This is a genomic window from Pedobacter sp. G11 (assembly GCF_003860265.1).
GTDB lineage: Bacteria > Bacteroidota > Bacteroidia > Sphingobacteriales > Sphingobacteriaceae > Pedobacter > Pedobacter agri.
This window is the reverse complement of sequence record NZ_CP034190.1, coordinates 235,091-253,719: the sequence shown is the minus strand read 5'-3', so window position 1 is coordinate 253,719 and position 18,629 is coordinate 235,091. Positions and strand designations below refer to the sequence as shown.

The 18,629-nt window shown below is 39.2% G+C and carries 13 protein-coding genes; 5 read left to right on the top strand and 8 right to left on the bottom strand.

Translation table 11 applies throughout. The features are described 5' to 3' along the window. Nucleotides 1-252 precede the first annotated feature (252 nt). A complete protein-coding gene (locus EA772_RS01025; protein ID WP_124910843.1) occupies nt 253-729 on the top strand; it encodes an acyl-CoA thioesterase in 477 nt (158 codons plus the stop codon). Here the strand turns inward: EA772_RS01025 and EA772_RS01020 are convergent. The 8 genes from EA772_RS01020 to EA772_RS00985 all read right to left on the bottom strand — a co-directional run bounded on the left by EA772_RS01020 (nt 726) and on the right by EA772_RS00985 (nt 11,462). Beyond that, complete coding sequence (locus EA772_RS01020; protein WP_124910842.1) at nt 726-2,480, bottom strand: ATP-binding protein; 1,755 nt, start codon at nt 2,478-2,480, stop codon at nt 726-728. The two genes, EA772_RS01025 and EA772_RS01020, sit on opposite strands and share 4 nt — an antisense overlap. Before the next feature lie 78 nt (nt 2,481-2,558). Further along, entirely contained in the window at nt 2,559-3,683 is a 1,125-nt protein-coding gene (locus EA772_RS01015; protein ID WP_124910841.1) for a sensor protein KdpD, read from the bottom strand. A gap of 214 nt (nt 3,684-3,897) precedes the next feature. Continuing rightward, nucleotides 3,898-4,968, bottom strand: coding sequence for a porin (locus EA772_RS01010; RefSeq protein WP_124910840.1), 1,071 nt, complete (start codon nt 4,966-4,968; stop codon nt 3,898-3,900). A 149-nt stretch (nt 4,969-5,117) separates the two neighbouring features. Next, a complete protein-coding gene (locus EA772_RS01005; protein ID WP_124910839.1) occupies nt 5,118-5,678 on the bottom strand; it encodes a K(+)-transporting ATPase subunit C in 561 nt (186 codons plus the stop codon). 89 nt (nt 5,679-5,767) lie between these two features. Beyond that, a complete protein-coding gene (kdpB, locus tag EA772_RS01000; protein ID WP_124910838.1) occupies nt 5,768-7,795 on the bottom strand; it encodes a potassium-transporting ATPase subunit KdpB in 2,028 nt (675 codons plus the stop codon). Nucleotides 7,796-7,987: 192 nt separating this feature from the next. After that, nucleotides 7,988-9,706, bottom strand: a complete 1,719-nt coding sequence (gene kdpA / locus EA772_RS00995) for a potassium-transporting ATPase subunit KdpA (RefSeq protein WP_124910837.1) — start codon at nt 9,704-9,706, stop codon at nt 7,988-7,990. A 70-nt stretch (nt 9,707-9,776) separates the two neighbouring features. Beyond that, on the bottom strand, nt 9,777-9,854 hold the full coding sequence (kdpF, locus tag EA772_RS22415) for a K(+)-transporting ATPase subunit F (RefSeq protein WP_083837946.1): 78 nt from the start codon (nt 9,852-9,854) through the stop codon (nt 9,777-9,779). Nucleotides 9,855-10,121: 267 nt separating this feature from the next. Beyond that, nucleotides 10,122-11,462 carry a sigma-54 dependent transcriptional regulator gene (locus EA772_RS00985; RefSeq protein ID WP_124910836.1) on the bottom strand — a complete coding sequence of 447 codons (1,341 nt, stop codon included), beginning with the start codon at nt 11,460-11,462 and terminating at the stop codon, nt 10,122-10,124. Nucleotides 11,463-11,578: 116 nt separating this feature from the next. On the opposite strand from EA772_RS00985, the gene EA772_RS00980 reads away from it, so the two are divergent. From EA772_RS00980 to EA772_RS00965, 4 genes are all read left to right on the top strand, one after another. Next, nucleotides 11,579-14,047, top strand: a complete 2,469-nt coding sequence (locus tag EA772_RS00980; protein WP_124910835.1) for a PIG-L family deacetylase — start codon at nt 11,579-11,581, stop codon at nt 14,045-14,047. A 101-nt stretch (nt 14,048-14,148) separates the two neighbouring features. After that, nucleotides 14,149-15,840, top strand: coding sequence for a sodium:solute symporter (locus EA772_RS00975; protein ID WP_124910834.1), 1,692 nt, complete (start codon nt 14,149-14,151; stop codon nt 15,838-15,840). A gap of 36 nt (nt 15,841-15,876) precedes the next feature. Then, on the top strand, nt 15,877-16,395 hold the full coding sequence (locus EA772_RS00970; protein WP_116169361.1) for a DUF2911 domain-containing protein: 519 nt from the start codon (nt 15,877-15,879) through the stop codon (nt 16,393-16,395). A 140-nt stretch (nt 16,396-16,535) separates the two neighbouring features. Continuing rightward, complete coding sequence (locus EA772_RS00965) at nt 16,536-18,617, top strand: glycoside hydrolase domain-containing protein (RefSeq protein ID WP_124910833.1); 2,082 nt, start codon at nt 16,536-16,538, stop codon at nt 18,615-18,617. Nucleotides 18,618-18,629 lie beyond the last annotated feature (12 nt).

Here is an 18,629-nt window from a genome sequence, read left to right as displayed (position 1 = left end):
CGTTCCAAGTTGGAACGACTTTTTTATTGGCACAATGGGCTCATGCAGATTATAATTTTATGCGTTATATTATAGGCGCCCCGTTATTGCGAGGCACGAAGCAATCCTAAGGCGTTAGCTATTAAATTCTTTCGTTTCAAGATTGCTTCGTGCCTCGCAATGACGACTTTTTTTATAACAAAAATCCATCTTCTCTTTCTTTGCGTTTTCACTTTGCGTATTTTGCGGTTAATAAAAGCAAACACAACCCAAATGGCCAGGACAAAAAATCACATTGAACTACAATTTTTAAGCGAACCATCTGATGTGAATTACGGTGGAAAGGTTCATGGAGGGATGATGATGAAATGGATTGATCAGGCTGCGTTTGCTTGTGCACTGCAATGGAGCGATTCATACTGTGTGACCGTTTATGTGGGTGGAATTCGTTTTTTTCGCCCGGTACATATTGGCCATTTGGTGAAAATGGAAGCCCGGATTATCTATACCGGCAAAACCAGTATGCATATCGCTGTTGATGCCTATTCAAAACCAGTAGGTAAATCTGATTTTGTGAAAAATACCCACTGTATTATAGTTTTTGTGGCCGTTGGCGATGATGGCCAACCCAAACAAATTCCATCTTTCAAGCCGAAAACAGATAAAGAAATTGCCATGCATGGCTACGCAATTAAACTCATGGAATTACGTAAAAGTATTGATAAGGAAATGGAACCTTATATTGTTTAAGCTTGATTTATCGGTAACATAAAACTAAAACAACTTCCTTCTCCAATCGCACTTTCTACCCAGATTTTTCCTTCTTCTGCTTCGATAAAGTCTTTGGAAATGGCTAAGCCCAAGCCTGAACCCGATTTGTTTTGTCCATCTGTAGGCACCTGAAAATACCTTTCGAACAACCGTTTCTGGTATTTTTCATCAATTCCTTTTCCAAAATCCCGCACAGAAAACTGAATAAATTTATCTTTCTGAAATACATCAATTTTAACGCTTGATTTCTCTGAACTGTATCGCAACGCATTTGATAGAAAGTTAACCAGCACCCAGGCGGTTTTCTGAATATCGGCATTAACCTTCGGCAGATTTTGATCGCAATTTAATTCCAATTTTATTGATTTCTGTTCCGCCTGGAACTTAACTGCATCTACCGCATAATTCACAATATCTTCGGGCTTGGTAATGGCGAAAGTAAGTTTTAAATTTCCGGTTTCTACCTGCGATAAATCTAAAAGTTCGCTAGTGATTTTTAATAACCTGTCACTATCCTCTTTAATATGTATTAGTAATTGGCTTTGTTCCTCATTCATTGTTCCAACCCGGCTATCGTTTAATAATTTTAAACTCATTTTTATAGAGGAGAGTGGCGTTTTTAATTCATGAGAAACGGTTGCGATGAAATTTGTTTTGGCTTCATCCAATTCCTTAAACTGTGTAATATTTTTCAGCACATAAACACTTCCAGCCGATTTAGAAGATTCGAATAAAGTTTTATCCTCAGGCGTTTCATAATTTGGAATAATGATTTCGCGGTTTTCTAATAAGAAATACGATTCCTTTTCATCAGCATAAATTTTTAAAGTTTTTTCCGCTGTTTCAGGCTTGATAATTCTTTTTAATAATTCATTTTTCTTGATGAGTTCTGCTGCGTTTTGGCCGATGATTTTTTCTTCATCAAGATTCATCAGCTTTGCTGCTAAATGATTCAAAAATAGAATTTCTCCCTTTTCATTTAAACCGATAATGGCATCTTGCATTTGTGCAATAATGGCTTCGATACGCGATTTCTCTGATTTGATTTTTGACAGATTACTATTCTCCCATTCATTTAGTTTGACAACCATGCCATTGAACGAATCTGCAAGTTCAGTAAACTCATCATGGTTATTAAAATGGAGGCGCTGCTTATAGTTTTTTCTGCCGATTTGCTTTATTGCAGCGCTAAATTCCGCTAGTGGATTAGCGACAAAGCCCGGAAAGTTGACGATGAATGTAAACAAAATGAGAAATGCAACCATCGCCGCAATAGAGATATATAAATTTGCTCGGGATGATGCAGCATTTGCCATTTCATTTTTGTCGTAAATGGCTTTCATATTTACCTCTTCTATGTTTTGAAGTGCTGAACGTAAGCTTTTTAAGCTATTTGCATTAATGCTGTTTGTCGAAGCATTAATCAAAGTTTCATAGGCCACCGCTAATTTTTGAAAGGCTAATTTCTCTCCGGTTTCAGTGATATTTTGTCCTTCGTTTTTTAGATTTTGTTCAAATATTTTTGCCTTTTCCGCAGATAATGGGAAAGCACTCTCATCAACAACATTTCGCATAGCTGCAACATATCTCAGCGATTTGTAATTGTCTTTGAGGATGACTTTTGATTTATCTGAAAGCTCGTTTAAAAAGAATAGGGCAATCAATCCAAAGGATAAAACGATGATGAATAGAAATCCGAATCCGAGGCGAAGTTTGGTTTTGATTTTCATGATGATGTTGTGTTAGAATAGTTGTCACATTGAGCTTGTCGAAATGTTCTTCAACAAGCTCAGAATGACATGTTAAGATTACGATAGTATAACCAAATCCAATTCTTTTGTGGCTAAATTACGTAACAGTTGATTAAAAATTGCCGTTCGCATAATGATCTGGAAAATATTTAGGTGTGGTTTACCGATGCAAATGGTGGTAATTTCTTTTTCTGTTGCCGTTTTAATAATGGTTTGGGTAATCTGGTTGCTTTTAACTTTAATCAACTCTGCACCTAATTCTGTCGCCAGTTTAAAATGATTAATCAAATGTCGTTGTTTATCAAGCTTAATTTTATCCAAACTTTCCCCATCACTTTGAACATACAGAACAATCCAGGGTGAGTGGTAATAGGAAGCGAGCCTGGCGGTTTTGCGAATAACTACGCCAGCTGTTTCTGCATTGGAAGAAATACAGGCAAGAAATCGCTCCGGGCGAAGTTTTATGGATTTTGGGATTTCAGTTTGTATTTTCCTTTCCACCTGATGCACCACTTCTTTCAAAGCCAATTCCCGTAATTGCAAAATTTTATCAGCCTGAAAGAAATGCTGTAAAGCCTTTCCGATTTTACTTTTATCGTATATTTTTCCCTCTTTCAATCTGGTCACCAATTCATCGGCTGTTAAATCGATGTTCACAATTTCATCCGCGACTTCGAGAATTTTATCCGGAATCCGCTCGGTTACTTTAATGCCGGTAATATGTTCAATTTCTTCATTTATGCTCTCTAAATGTTGAATATTTACAGCCGATATAACATTAATTCCTGCCTCCAATAAATCAAAAACATCTTGCCAACGCTTATCGTTTTTACTGCCTTCAGCATTGGTATGTGCCAGTTCATCAACCACAACAATTTCGGGGTGGCGATTTAATATGCCCTGCAAATCCATCTCATCGATTTCCTTCCCCCGGTAAAATATATTTTTTCGTGGAATTAAGGGTAAACCAGCAACCAAGGCTTCAGTTTCTGCTCTTTTGTGGGTTTCTACATAACCAATGCAAATATCGATTCCGTTGCGCAAAAGTGCATGCGCTTCCTGCAGCATCCGATAGGTTTTGCCCACGCCAGCGCTCATCCCAATGTAGATTTTGAGTTTTCCTCGTCTCGATTTTTTGATGAGATTGAGGAAGTGTTTAACGGAATCGTCTTTGCTTTGCATGGTGTTTATTTGTCTTAGCCAGACAGGCTTTTTTCTTTTGACAACAAAAGAAACAAAATTGCCGGCTGAAAATTTTTGTTTTAAAGTTGGTGGTTTGGCTTTGACCGTACATCCCCAAAAATTTGTTAGGCCGGTTTAAAGTGAAACGTAGATTTCTGCACTGGCCCTGCTGGATGCAATATCAGGTGTGATAATCTCTATCATCTTTCAATCTTTAAAACGCCACCGCTATACTTGCGGTCAATGTGGTATTCGCATTAACTAAACTTGCTTCGCGATTAAAAATTTTATCCTTGCTATCGTATGTTTTTCCTTCTAAACGAATCACTGCGTTCGCAATCGGTGAGTAATCTACATTTAAAGAGTATCCTTTTGTTTTAAAGCCATTTGGGGTTCCTGTTGAAATGAAAACACCATTTTTATCTTCATAGTATTCGAATCGACCAGCAATGGCCCATTTTGGAGCAAACTTATATTGTGCAACAGCCACGGGCGATAAAATTTCATTTTTCTCGCTACTGCCTTTTGCTTTCTGCTGCGTTCCATAATCGAAACCAAGGGTTAGGCCAAATTTATCTGTCAATTGAAAAACGCCATAAATATTGTGGTACAATCGGTTCACTCGTACAGAATCTGCTCCTTCGGTTCCTAAATAATTGCTGTAATTTACTGTGATTTTATCTGTCGGTTTCCATGTTAACTGTAAACCACCTGCCGGTTTATTATTGCCATCAATGCGGGTAATTCTTTGCCATCCGTTGAGGTAGAGCAGGGTTGCAGCTAGTTTTCCATCTTTTGTGCCGTAAGTTATTTTTGCTCCAGATTCATAGTATGGCGTGTTTTCGGATGCAATGTTACGGGTCAATACCCAGCAATCTTTAGAAATAGCCCCTTCGAAACCAATGTGTGACGCAAAAATTCCGGCATCTATCCATAGGTTTTCTGATTTGGAAAGTTTAACGCCTGCATTGGCTTCGAAAATATTCTTTAAAACGCCAGGCTCGGCGGCTAAGTTTGCATTGGCATAAGTTCCGGCCATTACCGCTAAATTCGCACGGATTGAACCGCTTTCGTAGCCCGCTTTAATAAACCCTAAATTCAAATTTATCTCGTTCGCACGGTTGTGAGAATAAATAAAACCTGGACGATTATGGTCAGTAGGTTTATTAAAATCGTAGCCGTAATAAGTCTCTAAATAACCAGAGAATTTTACTTTAGGCTCATCTTGTGCAAATGCTGTTAGGCTCGCTGTTATTGTTGTGATAATGGTGATTAGTTTTTTCATTTTGTTATTAATATTTGTCATTCTGAGGTACGAAGAATCTTCTTTAACGATTTGTCTAGGGCGGTCGTCATTGCGAGGTACATAGCAATCTTTAAGCGCAAATCGACATCCTAGGATTGCTTCATGCATCGCAATGACGATTTTCCGATTTACAAATTATCCAGTGCTACATTCAGTTTCAATACATTTACCGAGGATAGTCCGAACAAGCCTAGTAATGGTTTTAGCGTATTCATAGCTACCAGTTCCTTAACTTTCTCCTCATTAATTTTACGTGCCTTTGCCACTCTGGCAATTTGGATGGCTGCACCTTGTTCAGAAATATTCGGGTCTAAACCACTACCTGAAGCCGTAACCATATCAGCAGGAATATCTGATTTTTTTAATCCTGGATTATATTTCAAAAGTGTATCAATCCTCGACTGAACTTCTTTCAAATAATCTGGATTAGATGGGCCCTTGTTCGAGCCGGCAGAACCAGCCGCATTGTAAGCAACTGCCGATGGTCTTCCCCAAAAATATTCAGGTTTGGTAAACGATTGACCTAACAAGGCATAACCAATTGTTTTTCCATTTTTAGCGATTTTTTCGCCATCACCTTTTCCGCTGGAAAGTTTTCCGGCTAAGGCAATGCTGATGGGATAGATGATGCATAACAATACGATTAAAACTAAGGTTAAGCGTATCGATTGTATGATGTATTTTTTCATGATATTAAGTGATTACACAGGTTTTAAATAATTAAAGAGCTTCAATTTGTCATGCTGAGCTTGTCGAACAATCTTAATTTATGTTTCGATTAAACAAACAACCCCACTACTAAATCAATTAATTTGATGCCGATAAATGGAGCAACAACACCTCCGATGCCGTAAATAAATAAGTTTCTGCGAAGTAAAGCAGTTGCGCCAATCGGTTTGTAAGCCACGCCTTTTAAGGCTAGCGGAATCAAAATCGGAATGATAATCGCATTAAAAATAACCGCAGACATAATTGCACTTTCTGGCGTATGCAGGCCCATAATATTTAAACTTTGTAAGGCTGGGATGGAAGCAATAAACAATGCCGGAACGATTGCAAAATATTTGGCTACATCATTCGCAATAGAGAAAGTCGTCAGCGTTCCTCGGGTAATTAAAAGCTGCTTCCCGATTTCTACAATTTCGATTAATTTAGTTGGGTCGTTATCTAAATCAACCATGTTTCCAGCCTCTTTAGCCGCCTGTGTTCCGCTGTTCATGGCCACACCCACATCGGCCTGGGCAAGCGCCGGAGCATCATTTGTGCCATCACCCATCATGGCAACCAGTTTTCCCAAAGTCTGTTCATCTTTAATGTAATTCATTTTATCCTCGGGTTTTGCTTCCGCGATAAAATCATCTACACCTGCTTTTTCGGCAATGTATTTGGCAGTTAAAGGATTATCTCCAGTGACCATTACCGTTTTAACGCCCATTTTTCTTAAGCGTTCGAAACGCTCGCTAATGCCTGGTTTAATGATATCTTGCAACTCAATCACGCCCAAGGCTTTTTCATTTTCTGATACAACCAGAGGTGTTCCGCCATTGGTTGCGATGGAATTCACATGGTCGCGTATATCTGATGGAAAAATATTACCAGCTTTTTCTACAATATTTCTGATGGAATCGAAAGCACCTTTTCTAATACGTCTTCCGTCTGCAGTGTCTAATCCGCTTGAACGGGTTTCGGCTGTAAATTTGATGAAAGTTGAACCTGATGGCGTTCCTGTATTTGTGAAACCTTGTTCAGCAGCTAATTCGATAATCGATTTTCCCTCTGGAGTTTCATCAGCTAAAGAACTTAATACGCAAGCATCCGTAAAATCTTTAATCAACACCCCCGCGGTAGGATAGAAGTTGGTTGCTTTTCGATTACCAATGGTGATTGTTCCGGTCTTATCCAAAAGCAAAACATCAATATCGCCTGCAGTTTCTACCGCTTTGCCCGATTTGGTAATTACGTTAGCCCTTAAAGCCCTGTCCATTCCAGCAATACCAATAGCCGATAATAAACCGCCGATAGTTGTTGGGATTAAACAGACGAACAGTGAAATTAAAGCCGCAATGGTAATGGGCGTGTTGGCATAATCAGCAAAAGGTTTTAAAGTAACGCAAACGATAATAAACACCAAAGTAAAGCTGGCCAATAGAATGGTTAAAGCGATTTCGTTAGGTGTTTTCTGGCGGGATGCCCCTTCAACCAATGCAATCATTTTATCTAAAAAGCTTTCACCAGGAGCGGTGCTCACCCTAACTTTTATTTCATCAGATAAAACTTTTGTTCCACCAGTTACAGAAGATTTATCGCCGCCAGATTCGCGAATAACCGGAGCAGATTCTCCCGTAATTGCAGATTCATCGATGGTTGCAATACCTTCCACAATTTCTCCGTCGGTTGGAATTGTATCGCCAGCCTCACAAATGAAAATGTCACCTTGTTTCAGTTGATTCGAGGAGCGGATTTCGATTGTATCATTATCTAAAAGGACTTTTGCAGGCGTCTCTTCCCTCGTTTTACGTAAACTATCGGCTTGTGCTTTACCTCTTGCCTCCGCAATTGCCTCAGCAAAATTGGCAAACAAAACCGTTAAGAAAAGCACTAAAAATATAAAAAAGTTATAAAGCGGAGAACCTTGTCCGCTGTTGCTGAAAGAGTAAATGGTCACGTAAGCCATTACCAGAGTGCCAATTTCAACGGTAAACATTACGGGGTTGCGAACCATTACCCGTGGGTCGAGTTTGATGAAAGATTGTTTCAATGCAGTTTGCATCAAAGCAGGTTCGAATAATTTATTATTGGGTTTCATTTTTAAATATGTATGATGTTTGATGTAAAATGGATGATGTGTTTGGACAATGCCAATATTCATTTTTCCATTATTATTTAAACTTTGAACAGGTATGATGAATGGTATATCTTATCCATCTCCCATATTCCTGTTTACCTCTAGAGCTGTATGATGTTTAGGCTATTCCCTTATCCATCTTCCATCTCACGTTTACCTCAATTGAGAAAAGTATTCTGCCAATGGCCCTAAGGCTAATGCTGGGAAGTACGACAGCGCATTGAGTACTAAAATCACAGCGAAAGTCATTAGCGCAAAGGTTTTGGTATCAGTTTTTAAGGTTCCTGCAGATTCCGGGATGAATTTTTTAGCGCCTAACAAACCTGCAATGGCAACTGGGCCAATTATCGGCAAGAAGCGACCTAAGAAAATAATCACACCAGTAAGCACGTTCCAAAACACGTTATTATCGCCCAAACCTTCGAAGCCGGAACCGTTGTTGGCGTTTGAAGAAGTTACCTCGTAAAGCATTTCAGAAAAACCATGGAAACCAGGGTTGTTTAACCAGTTTTTCGGCTGAACAGCCCAAGCCGCATCTCCATGATTAGTGAATGCAAAACTTGCAATTGCTGTTCCCGCTAAAATTAAAAACGGACTTAATAAAGTGATGATGGCGGCAATTTTAATTTCCCTGGCTTCAACCTTGTGACCTAAAAACTCAGGCGTTCTGCCCACCATTAAGCCTGAAATAAATACAGCAATAATCAGGTAGATGAAATAGTTTAATAAACCAACCCCACAACCGCCATAAATCGCATTTATCATCATGGCTAACAGTTGCCATAAGCCCGTTAATGGCATGGTGCTATCGTGCATCCCGTTTACCGAGCCTGTAGAAATCACCGTAGTTAATGTGCTCCAATAGGCCGTGGCAGCTGGTCCGAGGCGAACTTCTTTACCTTCCATTGCGCCAGTAGTTTGCGATATGCCCATCTTAGCTAATGCAGGATTTCCGCCCAATTCAGAAGTTAAAGTCGGAATCATCAGCATAAATAAACCGATTGTCATGACTCCGAAGATTGTCCAGGCCAATTTTCTCCTGCGGATGAAATACCCAAAAGCGATAATCATCGCCATTGGAATAATGGTTTGGGCAATAATTTCAACCATGTTGGTTAAGTAACTTGGGTTTTCGAATGGATGGGCAGAATTTGCACCAAAATACCCACCACCATTCGTACCCAAGTGTTTGATGGCAATCATCTGCGCTGCGGGACCTCGTGATACATTTACGGTATCGCCTTGCAGAGAGATAAATTGGTCTTTCGCCTCGTAGCTTGCAGGTGTGCCATTAAAAGTTAAAACTAAAGCCACAACAATTGATAATGGCAATAATAAACGTGTAATCGCTCTCACGAAAAACTCCCAGAAGTTGCCCAGTTGTGTAGTGGTTTTATCTCTAAAGGCCTTGAATAATATTACGGCTGCCGCGATACCAGTGGCGGCACTTACAAATTGCAAGAACATCAACACAAATTGTTGTGTTAAATAACTTACACCACTTTCGCCCGAATAGTGTTGCAGGTTACAATTGGCCACAAAACTGATGATGGTATTGAAAGCCAAATCAGATGTCATTCCTGGGTTTCCATCAGGATTGAAAGGAAGTTTATCCTGAAATATCAACACAAAAAAGCCGTATACCAGCCATACCATATTGATGGTTAGCAAAGCTTTGAGTTGTTGTTTCCAGTTCATCTGTTCTTTAATGTTGATGCCTGAAAGTTTATAAATTCCGTTTTCGAGTGGCTTTAAAAAGTCTGTCCAAACTTTTTCTCCTGCAAAAACCTTCGCCAAATACTTACCCAAAGGGATGGCAATGATTAAGGTGAGCAGGAATGTGGCGATGATGCCAGTTAATTCAGTGTTCATTTTTTTTTGTTTTTTACAGATGATTGTCGTTGTGCTTACTGTTTCGAGAGGCTCAACATGACAACCGCGTTTAAAATTTTTCTGGGTTAATCAACACGTAAATCATATAGATAAATACGGCGATTGAGATGATGAATAGTGCTAACATTTTCTTTAGATTTTTTCAAACCAATCGATAGAAAGGTAAGTTGCCCAGCAGAGCAGGATTAGAATTAGAAACAGGATAATTGTCATAACTTATTGATTTATGAAATGCCTATTGCCAACTCTTGTGCCGATGAAAATGTAGTTTTTGCAAAATACTGTTTTACAGGTGTTTGATTTGATTTTGTTATTGAATCAAAATTTTGGACATAAAAAAACCTTTCCGTTTTGGAAAGGTTTTTATCGTTTTGGGATACTTATTTTAATTGGCTTATTTGAATTCCGTTATGCCGTACTCTTCAATTTTTCTGTACAGTGTAGTTAAGCCAATGCCTAACAACCTTGAGGTTTCAGTCTTATTTCCTTTGGTGTGAATAAGCACTTTTTGAATATGTTGTTTTTCTACCTGTTGGAGGTTAAAATTATTTTCCAAAGGAGCGAATTCGAAGAACTCTTGTGGTAAAGCTGATAAGTTGAGGCTATCATCGTCTGAGAGAATAACAAGTCGCTCGATTACATTTTTGAGTTCCCGGATGTTACCTTTCCAGTTGTATTTTTCAAAGACATCAAGCATTTTATTTTCTAATGCAAGTTCGGGGCGATTGGCTTTAACGGCGAACTGTGTTAAATAATGTTGCGCCAAAGCAGGAATATCCACCTTTCTTTCCCGCAAAGGCGGAAGAACGATTGTGAAAACGGATAAACGATAATACAAATCAGAACGAAATTTTCCCGATGCCGCATCCGCTTTTAGATCTTTATTCGTTGCTGCAAGGATACGAACATTTACTTGTTGAGTATTGGTATCACCCACTTTGATAAAACTCTGATTTTCGAGCACCCGAAGCAGTTTGGCCTGCAAATCGAGGTTCATTTCCCCAATTTCATCCAAAAATAAAGTGCCACCATTGGCTTCCTCAAGCAAGCCTTTTTTGTCTTTATTTGCTCCAGTAAATGCACCGGCTTTATAACCAAAAAGTTCACTCTCCAGTAAATCAGGTGAAAAGCCACTACAGTTTAGTGCAACAAATGGTTTTGCCGATCTTGGGCTTTCGTAGTGGATTGACTGTGCAAAAACCTCCTTGCCGGTTCCGGTTTCACCGAGTAGAAGTACGGTTGTATCGGTTTTGCTTACTCTTTTCGCCAGATCAATTGCTACTTTCAAGGTTTTTGACTGACCAATAATGCTTTCAAAGCTATGCTTTGTTGAGGTGCTTTTTTCAAGCTCAAAAATTCGCTGTTGCAGGTTTGCTTTATCCATCGCCTTGTAAAGCAGCGGAATGATCTTATCGTTGTCATCGCCTTTAACCAAGTAATCAAAGGCACCGTTTTTAATGGCTAAAACACCGTCTGAAATGGTTCCGTATGCTGTCAGATTGATAATTTCAACAAATGGTTTAAGCAATTTGATATCTTTCACCATGGCCACCCCGTTCACATCAGGTAATTTTACGTCACTGATCACAATGCTAATATCATTGTTTTTCAGAAGTTTTAATCCCTCTTTGCCAGTGTTTGCCTGCAGGGTTTTAAAGCCTTCTAGTTCAATAATCCTCGAAAGTAAACTGCATATTTTTTTTTCATCATCAATGATGAGGACTATCCCGTTCATAGGTATAATTTATGATGCAATATTAAGGATTAATTATTCTTTGTTTGTACCTTTTTCGATTCCAACTGCGTGAAATAAAACCATTTTGAGCATATTTGTTGCACAAAGCAAATTCTATGTTCAAAAGCGTATTCCTGGTCATCATCCTTGGTTTTATTGTGTTTTTTAGTTCAGCTCAACAAATTCGCCCTGCAAAATCTGCTGAAATTTATCGCGAACTAAAAACATTGAAACATATTCCGAAAGTACTTTATCTGGCAGCACATCCTGATGACGAAAATACGGGCCTATTATCCTGGCTGATTAACGAGCAAAATGTAGAAACGGGTTATCTATCATTAACCAGGGGCGATGGTGGACAAAATTTATTAGGTACCGAACAAGGTGCGGCTTTAGGTTTAATTCGTACACATGAACTTTTAGAAGCCCGAAAATTAGATGGTGCACAACAATTTTTTACCAGGGCTATTGATTTCGGTTTTTCGAAAAATACGAATGATACCTTTAAACAATGGGATGCCGACAGCATTACAGCTGATGTGGTTTGGGTAATTAGAAAATTCCGTCCTGATGTGATCATTTGTCGTTTTCCGCCAACTGCTGCGGCAGGGCATGGGCAACACGCGGCATCAGCAGTAGTGGCTGAAAAGGCATTTGCAGCTGCGGCCGATAAAAATATGTTTCCTAACCAGTTGAAATATGTGGAGGTTTGGCAACCGAAAAGATTGGTTTGGAACACTTTCCGTTTCGGATCTACCAATACGACTGCTGAAACTCAGTTGAAGGTTTCGGTAGGCCAATACGATGCCCAACTGGGCATGGGTTATGGTGAACTGGCGGGTTTGAGCAGAAGTTTGCACAAAAGTCAGGGTGCCGGAACACAATCTGTGGCAGGAGTACGGACTGAATATTTTTCCCCTGTGTTAGGGGTGCCAGCCAAAGAATCTCTTTTTGATAAAATTCCAATCAACTGGTCTGAAAAAGGCATAGATAACATTGATGAACTGATCGATATTATTTTATTGTCTTTCGATTATAACCATCCGGATAAAAGTTTACACGGACTGCTGATGTTGAGGAAAAGAATCGCGGAAATTCAGGATAAAAACCTGAAAAAAGATAAGCTGGCCGCGATTGACCGTATCATTTTAAGCTGTACCGGTTTTATGGGAGAGGTCGTCACTAATCAGGCAGAAGCCATAGCAGGAAATAGCTATAATTTTCGCTTGAACTTAATTTCCCGATCAGCCACACCAGTAATACTGGAACAAATTAACTGGATTAATCAAACTGACAACCTAAATAGAAGGATAGCCGGAGATTCATTGATGACCATTGAACGTAAAATCCAGATACCAGCAAATGCAACCTTAACCGAACCCTATTGGCTGGAGAAACCGGCGAAGAACGCAGCCACTTTTAGTGTTGCCAATGATACCCTAATTGGTTTTGCCGAAACCGAATCGGCTCTGAATGTTTCGCTTTCCTTAAAAATAGGAACTGAAAAATTCAATATAAAATTACCCCTTTCTTTTAAAAAATTAGATCCGGTAAAGGGTGATGTGGTGGAGCAGTTGCGTATTGTGCCAGCCATGGATTTGAGTTTTGCTGAACCTGTTTATTTCGCAAAAGATAAAGAAGATTTAAAAATCACCCTGCGACTCAAAGCAAATAAATATATCAATTATGGTAAGGTTACTTTTAAAATCGGCAGTGCCATCATCGCGAACTTTACCGGCATCAACCTCCAGGAAAATACAATTACGATCAAAGACTTCATTATTCCGGCCAATGAATTGAGCAAGATCAAAACCAATCAGAATAAATTGGAGGTGTTTTTTTCTTCCGAGAATAACGATTTTATCAAAGGGCAGGTGTTAATCCAGTATCCACATTTACCGTCACTTCAATATTTTATTCCTGCCACCACCTGGTTATTAAAGGGTGATGTAAAAGTACTGGCGAAAAAAGTAGGTTACATTCAAGGTGCCGGAGATCTTATTCCTGAAGTATTAAAACAGGCAGGTTTACAAGTAGATGTATTAACCGAAGCGGATATTTTAAACCCGGTTAAGTTAGTCACTTACGATGCGGTAGTAACAGGTGTTCGGGTAATTAATACCGAGAAACGAATCAAAAACTGGCAAACCGCATTGAGAAGCTATGTAGAAAATGGAGGAACAATGGTAATGCAGTATAATACCACGCAAGATATGGCGTTACAAGATTTTGGCGTTTACCCAATGCGCATCAGTGGAAAAAGGGTAACCGAAGAAAATGCAGCCGTTAAAATTCTTATTCCAAATCATAAATTGCTAAACTATCCTAACAAAATTACAACTGACGATTTCAATGGATGGGTTCAGGAACGTGGCGCTTACTTTCCCGATCAGTGGGACGAAAAATATGAGACACTTTTTGAAATGAATGACACCGGTGAAGAGTCTTCTAAAGGTTCAACATTATTTGCAAAATACGGCAAGGGTAATTTCATCTACACACCTTTAGCATTTTTTAGGCAGCTGCCTGCAGGAAATGTGGGCGCAGCAAGGCTATTTTTTAATTTCATATCAGCAGGGAAGTAGATGAGAAACCAGCTTAAGAATTGGAACACCTGGTATATTTTACTTGCTTTGGCATTAATTTTCCAGGTTGTTTTTTATTATCTCTTTACTAAAATCTGGGCATGAGTAATATCGATTGGTTCGTACTCATTTTTACCCTCCTTGCTGTGGTGGCCTATGGCGTTTTTATAGGGCGAGGTCAGAAAAGCAATGAATCCTATCTTAAAGCCGATAATCAAATGCCCTGGTACATTGTGCTTTTGGGTATTATGGCTACGCAGGCAAGTGCAATTACCTTTCTGTCTGCACCCGGGCAGGCCTATACCGATGGCATGCGCTTCGTTCAGTACTATTTCGGCTTGCCACTGGCGATGATTGTAATTTGTATCACGTTCATTCCCATCTTTCAGCGGTTGAATGTGTACACGGCTTATGAATACTTAGAACAACGATTTGATAAAAAAACCAGGGTATTAACTTCCTTGTTATTTCTCTTTTCCCGAGGATTATCAACAGGAATCAGTATTTATGCACCGAGTATTATTTTATCTAGTGTTTTAAACTGGAACATCTATTTAACCAATGTTTTAACTGGCGGAATTTTATTGATTTATACCTATGTTGGCGGGGCGAAGGCCATAGCACATACCCAAAAACTTCAGTTTCTCATTATCTTGGGAACAATGGCATTTGCCGGATATTTGTTGGTGCAAAATATGCCCAATAGTGTTGGCTTTACCGATGCACTTTACCTGGCAGGGAAATCAGGAAAGCTAAATGTGATTACAACTGAGTTTGACTGGAAAGATAAATACAATATCTGGAGCGGACTAATTGGAGGGTTTTTCCTTGCGCTCTCGTACTTTGGAACCGACCAAAGTCAGGTAGGGCGGTACATTACTGCCAAAGATAATACCAATGCAAAAATGGGTTTGTTGTTAAATGGCCTAGTAAAAATTCCCATGCAGTTTGCCATTCTGCTCATTGGTGCGCTGCTTTTTGCTTTCTTCTCTTTAAAACCTGCGCCTATTTATTTTAATGAACGTTCTTATCAATATTTAAAAGAAACACAGCCCCAGCAAGCAGCAGTTTTTGAGGGAGAGCATAAGCTGCTCGAGGAGAAATTCAATGCCCAATCGAAAGCCATTCTTACACAAAAAGAAACTCATGCCGCAGGTTTGGAAAGTTCTATCGCCAGTTTTAAGGAAACCCAAAAAGATGTTAAAGATCTGCATAGCAGGGTAGAGGAGGCGATCAATAAATCAAACTTTAATGCCGAGAAAACTGATACCAACTACATCTTTTTATATTTTGTAAAAAACACCTTACCCGTTGGGATGATTGGATTGCTATTCGCTGTAATTTTCTTAGCCAGCTGGGGATCCATTTCTGCAGCACTGAATTCACTTGCCGCCTGTTCATTAAAAGATGTTCATTTAATTTTCAGTAAAAAGGAACTAGATGACAGAACAGAATTAAAGTACAGCAGGTTGCATACCTTGGGCTGGGGGATATTTTCCATTGCGGTAGCCATGTTTGCCACGCAAATGGGATCGCTTATCGAGGCGGTTAACGTGCTGGGCTCCTTATTTTATGGCCCAATTTTAGGGATTTTTCTGGTGGCCTTCTACTTCAAAAAAATCAACGGGCCAATCGTTTTTATTTCCGCAATCCTATCAGAAATTGTAGTAATTGCCGTTTATGAGTTCGATGTAGTATCGTTCTTATGGTTAAATGTGATTGGTGCTGCAGCCGTAATTATTTTTTCGACTTTGGGATTATTATTTTATCGACCCAAAGCATTAAATTCGTAGAATCAAAAACAACAAAAACAGATAAATAATATTACTATGAAAACGATGTTTAAATCTATCGCTTTGCTTTTTACCGCAATAACGATCTCTGCAAGTGCGATGGCACAAGATGCTCAACCCAAACCAAGTCCGGCGGCAACGGTTACAGGCAAAATTAAAGCCGCAACCATTACCATTAACTATAGCAGTCCTGCTGTAAAAGGCCGTAAAATCTGGGGTGGATTAGAAGCTTATGATAAAGTTTGGCGTGCTGGTGCAAATGAGGCAACTACTTTCGAAACTGATAAAGACATCATGGTACAAGGAAAAGCACTTCCTGCAGGTAAATACAGTTTTTTCTTAATCCCTAAAGAAAGCGGAACCTGGACGGCTATCTTCAATAAAGAACCAAAACAGTGGGGCGCATACAAATACGAAGAAGCAAAAGATGCTTTACGTGTTGATGTAAAAACAAAAGCTTTAAAAGCCACTCAAGAGCGTTTGGTTTATAAAATTACCAAAACAGGGTTTTCTTTAGACTGGGATAAAATTTCTGTTCCGGTAGCAATCAAATAACCCTGGTTATAAAATATGTAAGGCCATTTTCGATAAGGAAATGGCTTTTTTGTTTGCTGTAAAATCGGTTAGATAAATAACCTCACACTTAATATTTACTTCACTTTAAAATGTTATTTTAGGCCAGTTTATTCTCAGGTATGAAAGTTTCACTTAAAATAATTGCACTCCTCTCGTTTTTTTATTTAAACGTTTTAGCACAGTCAAAAACCACGTCGTTCTCCATAAAGGAAAAAAAACCGGTTGATCTTGTGAATGTTTTCTTAGGTTCATCAGGCGATCACGGACAGATGTCGCCGGCAGCTTCCTATCCGTTCAGTATGTTGAGTATCGGGCCGCAAACCTATCCAAAAACACATACAGGTTACGAATATCTGGCGAAAAAATTTGAGGGTTTTACGCACAATCGTTTCGAAGGCGTGGGCTGTCAGGGCTCAGGCGGAAATCTTTTTGTGAAACCTTTTTTAGGTGATGATCCTAAAGCATCTGAACTCATAAAATCGACAGAGAAAGCTGTTCCTGGTTATTATGAAGTTGGCTTTGAAAATAAAATTAAAGCAAGCTTTTCAGTTGTAGGTAATGCCGGAAAACATGTTTATCAATTTCCTGCCGGGAAAAAGGGAATTTATATCGATTTAAGTTATGCATTTAACGGTGCCTTTGTGGAAGAGGAGCATGTGATTAAAAACAATACCATTTCTGGTTGGATTGAATCAAAAACAACCTGTTCTGTAGGTAAATATCGGATTTACTATTATCTGGAAATAAAAAATAATATAAATTGGGAAGAGGTAGCAAATCACAAATTTATCGCCAGGCTTGGGCTGGCGCCGGGTTCGGTAGAGGTGAATGTTGCGCTTTCATCGGTAAGTGCCGAGGCCGCAAAATTAGCCATTAATACCCATTCAATGACTGAAATGATGTCGGAGAGTAGCGGCTATTGGAACAAAAATCTTTCGAAAATTGCGGTGAATGGCGATTTAAAGGATGCAAAATTATTTTATTCGCTGCTTTATCGAACCATGCAATCGCCTTATGTCATTTCCGATCAGGATGGCCAGTATCGGAATACCAAAGGAGAAGTACAAAAAGATAAACAGATTCGTTATAACGGCTGGGCCATTTGGGATAATTACCGTACACAATTGCCTTTGCTTTCGATCATCACCCCTGATCGTTATGCAGGAATGGTTACTTCTATTGGTGATTTATACCTCTCGGGGAAAAAAGATTACGCCGGGCAAAAGGAACCTTCTAATACCGTTCGCTCGGAGCATGCCATTGTAGTATTGCTGGATGCTTACCGAAAAGGATATCCGGTTGATTTTGCGAAAATTGCTGATTCATTGGAAAAAGAAGTAAAGGGGTTGGATTATAAATCGCCAGATAAAGCGCTCGAATCGAGCTATGACAATTGGGCAATGGCGGAGATTTTTAAGATTTTGAAAAACCCACAAAAGGTGGAGATTTATAAAAATAAAGCCCTGGAGTATAAAAAATACTGGAATAAGGATTTTAAAGATATGAGTAAACGGGATGTGGATCAAATGCAGGCCCGTGGTTTATATCAAGGTACCATTTGGCAATACCGTTGGTTTGTTCCCTATGATTTTAAAGGCTTGGTAGCGCTTGATGGGGGAGAGGAATCCTACCTGGCTAAATTAGATGAATTTTTTGCCCGTGATTTATATAACCATGCCAATGAGCCTGATTTGCAGGTGCCATTAATGTATAACATAACCAGACAGGGTTATAAATCTCAATACTGGATGCACCAGTTGGCAGCCGATACCGTTATTCAAAATTATTTTAATGATAACAGCCGCGGCATTGGTAGTTACATTGGTAAAATATACCGTAACCAGCCTGACGCCTATTTGCGAACCATGGATGATGATGCAGGAGCGATGAGTGCATGGTATATATTTACGGCAAGTGGTTTTTCTCCAGCCTGCGTAGGTTGGCCTGTATACTACCTAAACGTTCCTTTGTTTCCATCTGTCACATATGACTTACCTGATGGCAAAACGTTTAAGGTAGAAACTGAGAATTTTAGTTTGAAGAACAAGTATATCAAACAGGTATTTTTAAACGGAAAACCTTTTAACAAAAATTATATCACACAAGATGATATTAATAAAGGTGGCGTTTTAAAAATTGTTTCTTCTGCAAATCCGATCAAAGTTTCAGCTACTGAAAACTGGATTTCGAGTATCGAATAACTAGTTTGGATT

Bases quoted from the DNA above. Each gene is read 5' to 3' on its own strand.
- EA772_RS01025 (WP_124910843.1), top strand. From the start codon at position 253: ATGGCCAGGACAAAAAATCACATTGAACTACAATTTTTAAGCGAACCA.
- EA772_RS01020 (WP_124910842.1), bottom strand. From the start codon at position 2,480: ATGAAAATCAAAACCAAACTTCGCCTCGGATTCGGATTTCTATTCATC.
- EA772_RS01015 (WP_124910841.1), bottom strand. From the start codon at position 3,683: ATGCAAAGCAAAGACGATTCCGTTAAACACTTCCTCAATCTCATCAAA.
- EA772_RS01010 (WP_124910840.1), bottom strand. From the start codon at position 4,968: ATGAAAAAACTAATCACCATTATCACAACAATAACAGCGAGCCTAACA.
- EA772_RS01005 (WP_124910839.1), bottom strand. From the start codon at position 5,678: ATGAAAAAATACATCATACAATCGATACGCTTAACCTTAGTTTTAATC.
- kdpB (WP_124910838.1), bottom strand. From the start codon at position 7,795: ATGAAACCCAATAATAAATTATTCGAACCTGCTTTGATGCAAACTGCA.
- kdpA (WP_124910837.1), bottom strand. From the start codon at position 9,706: ATGAACACTGAATTAACTGGCATCATCGCCACATTCCTGCTCACCTTA.
- kdpF (WP_083837946.1), bottom strand. From the start codon at position 9,854: ATGTTAGCACTATTCATCATCTCAATCGCCGTATTTATCTATATGATT.
- EA772_RS00985 (WP_124910836.1), bottom strand. From the start codon at position 11,462: ATGAACGGGATAGTCCTCATCATTGATGATGAAAAAAAAATATGCAGT.
- EA772_RS00980 (WP_124910835.1), top strand. From the start codon at position 11,579: ATGTTCAAAAGCGTATTCCTGGTCATCATCCTTGGTTTTATTGTGTTT.
- EA772_RS00975 (WP_124910834.1), top strand. From the start codon at position 14,149: ATGAGTAATATCGATTGGTTCGTACTCATTTTTACCCTCCTTGCTGTG.
- EA772_RS00970 (WP_116169361.1), top strand. From the start codon at position 15,877: ATGAAAACGATGTTTAAATCTATCGCTTTGCTTTTTACCGCAATAACG.
- EA772_RS00965 (WP_124910833.1), top strand. From the start codon at position 16,536: ATGAAAGTTTCACTTAAAATAATTGCACTCCTCTCGTTTTTTTATTTA.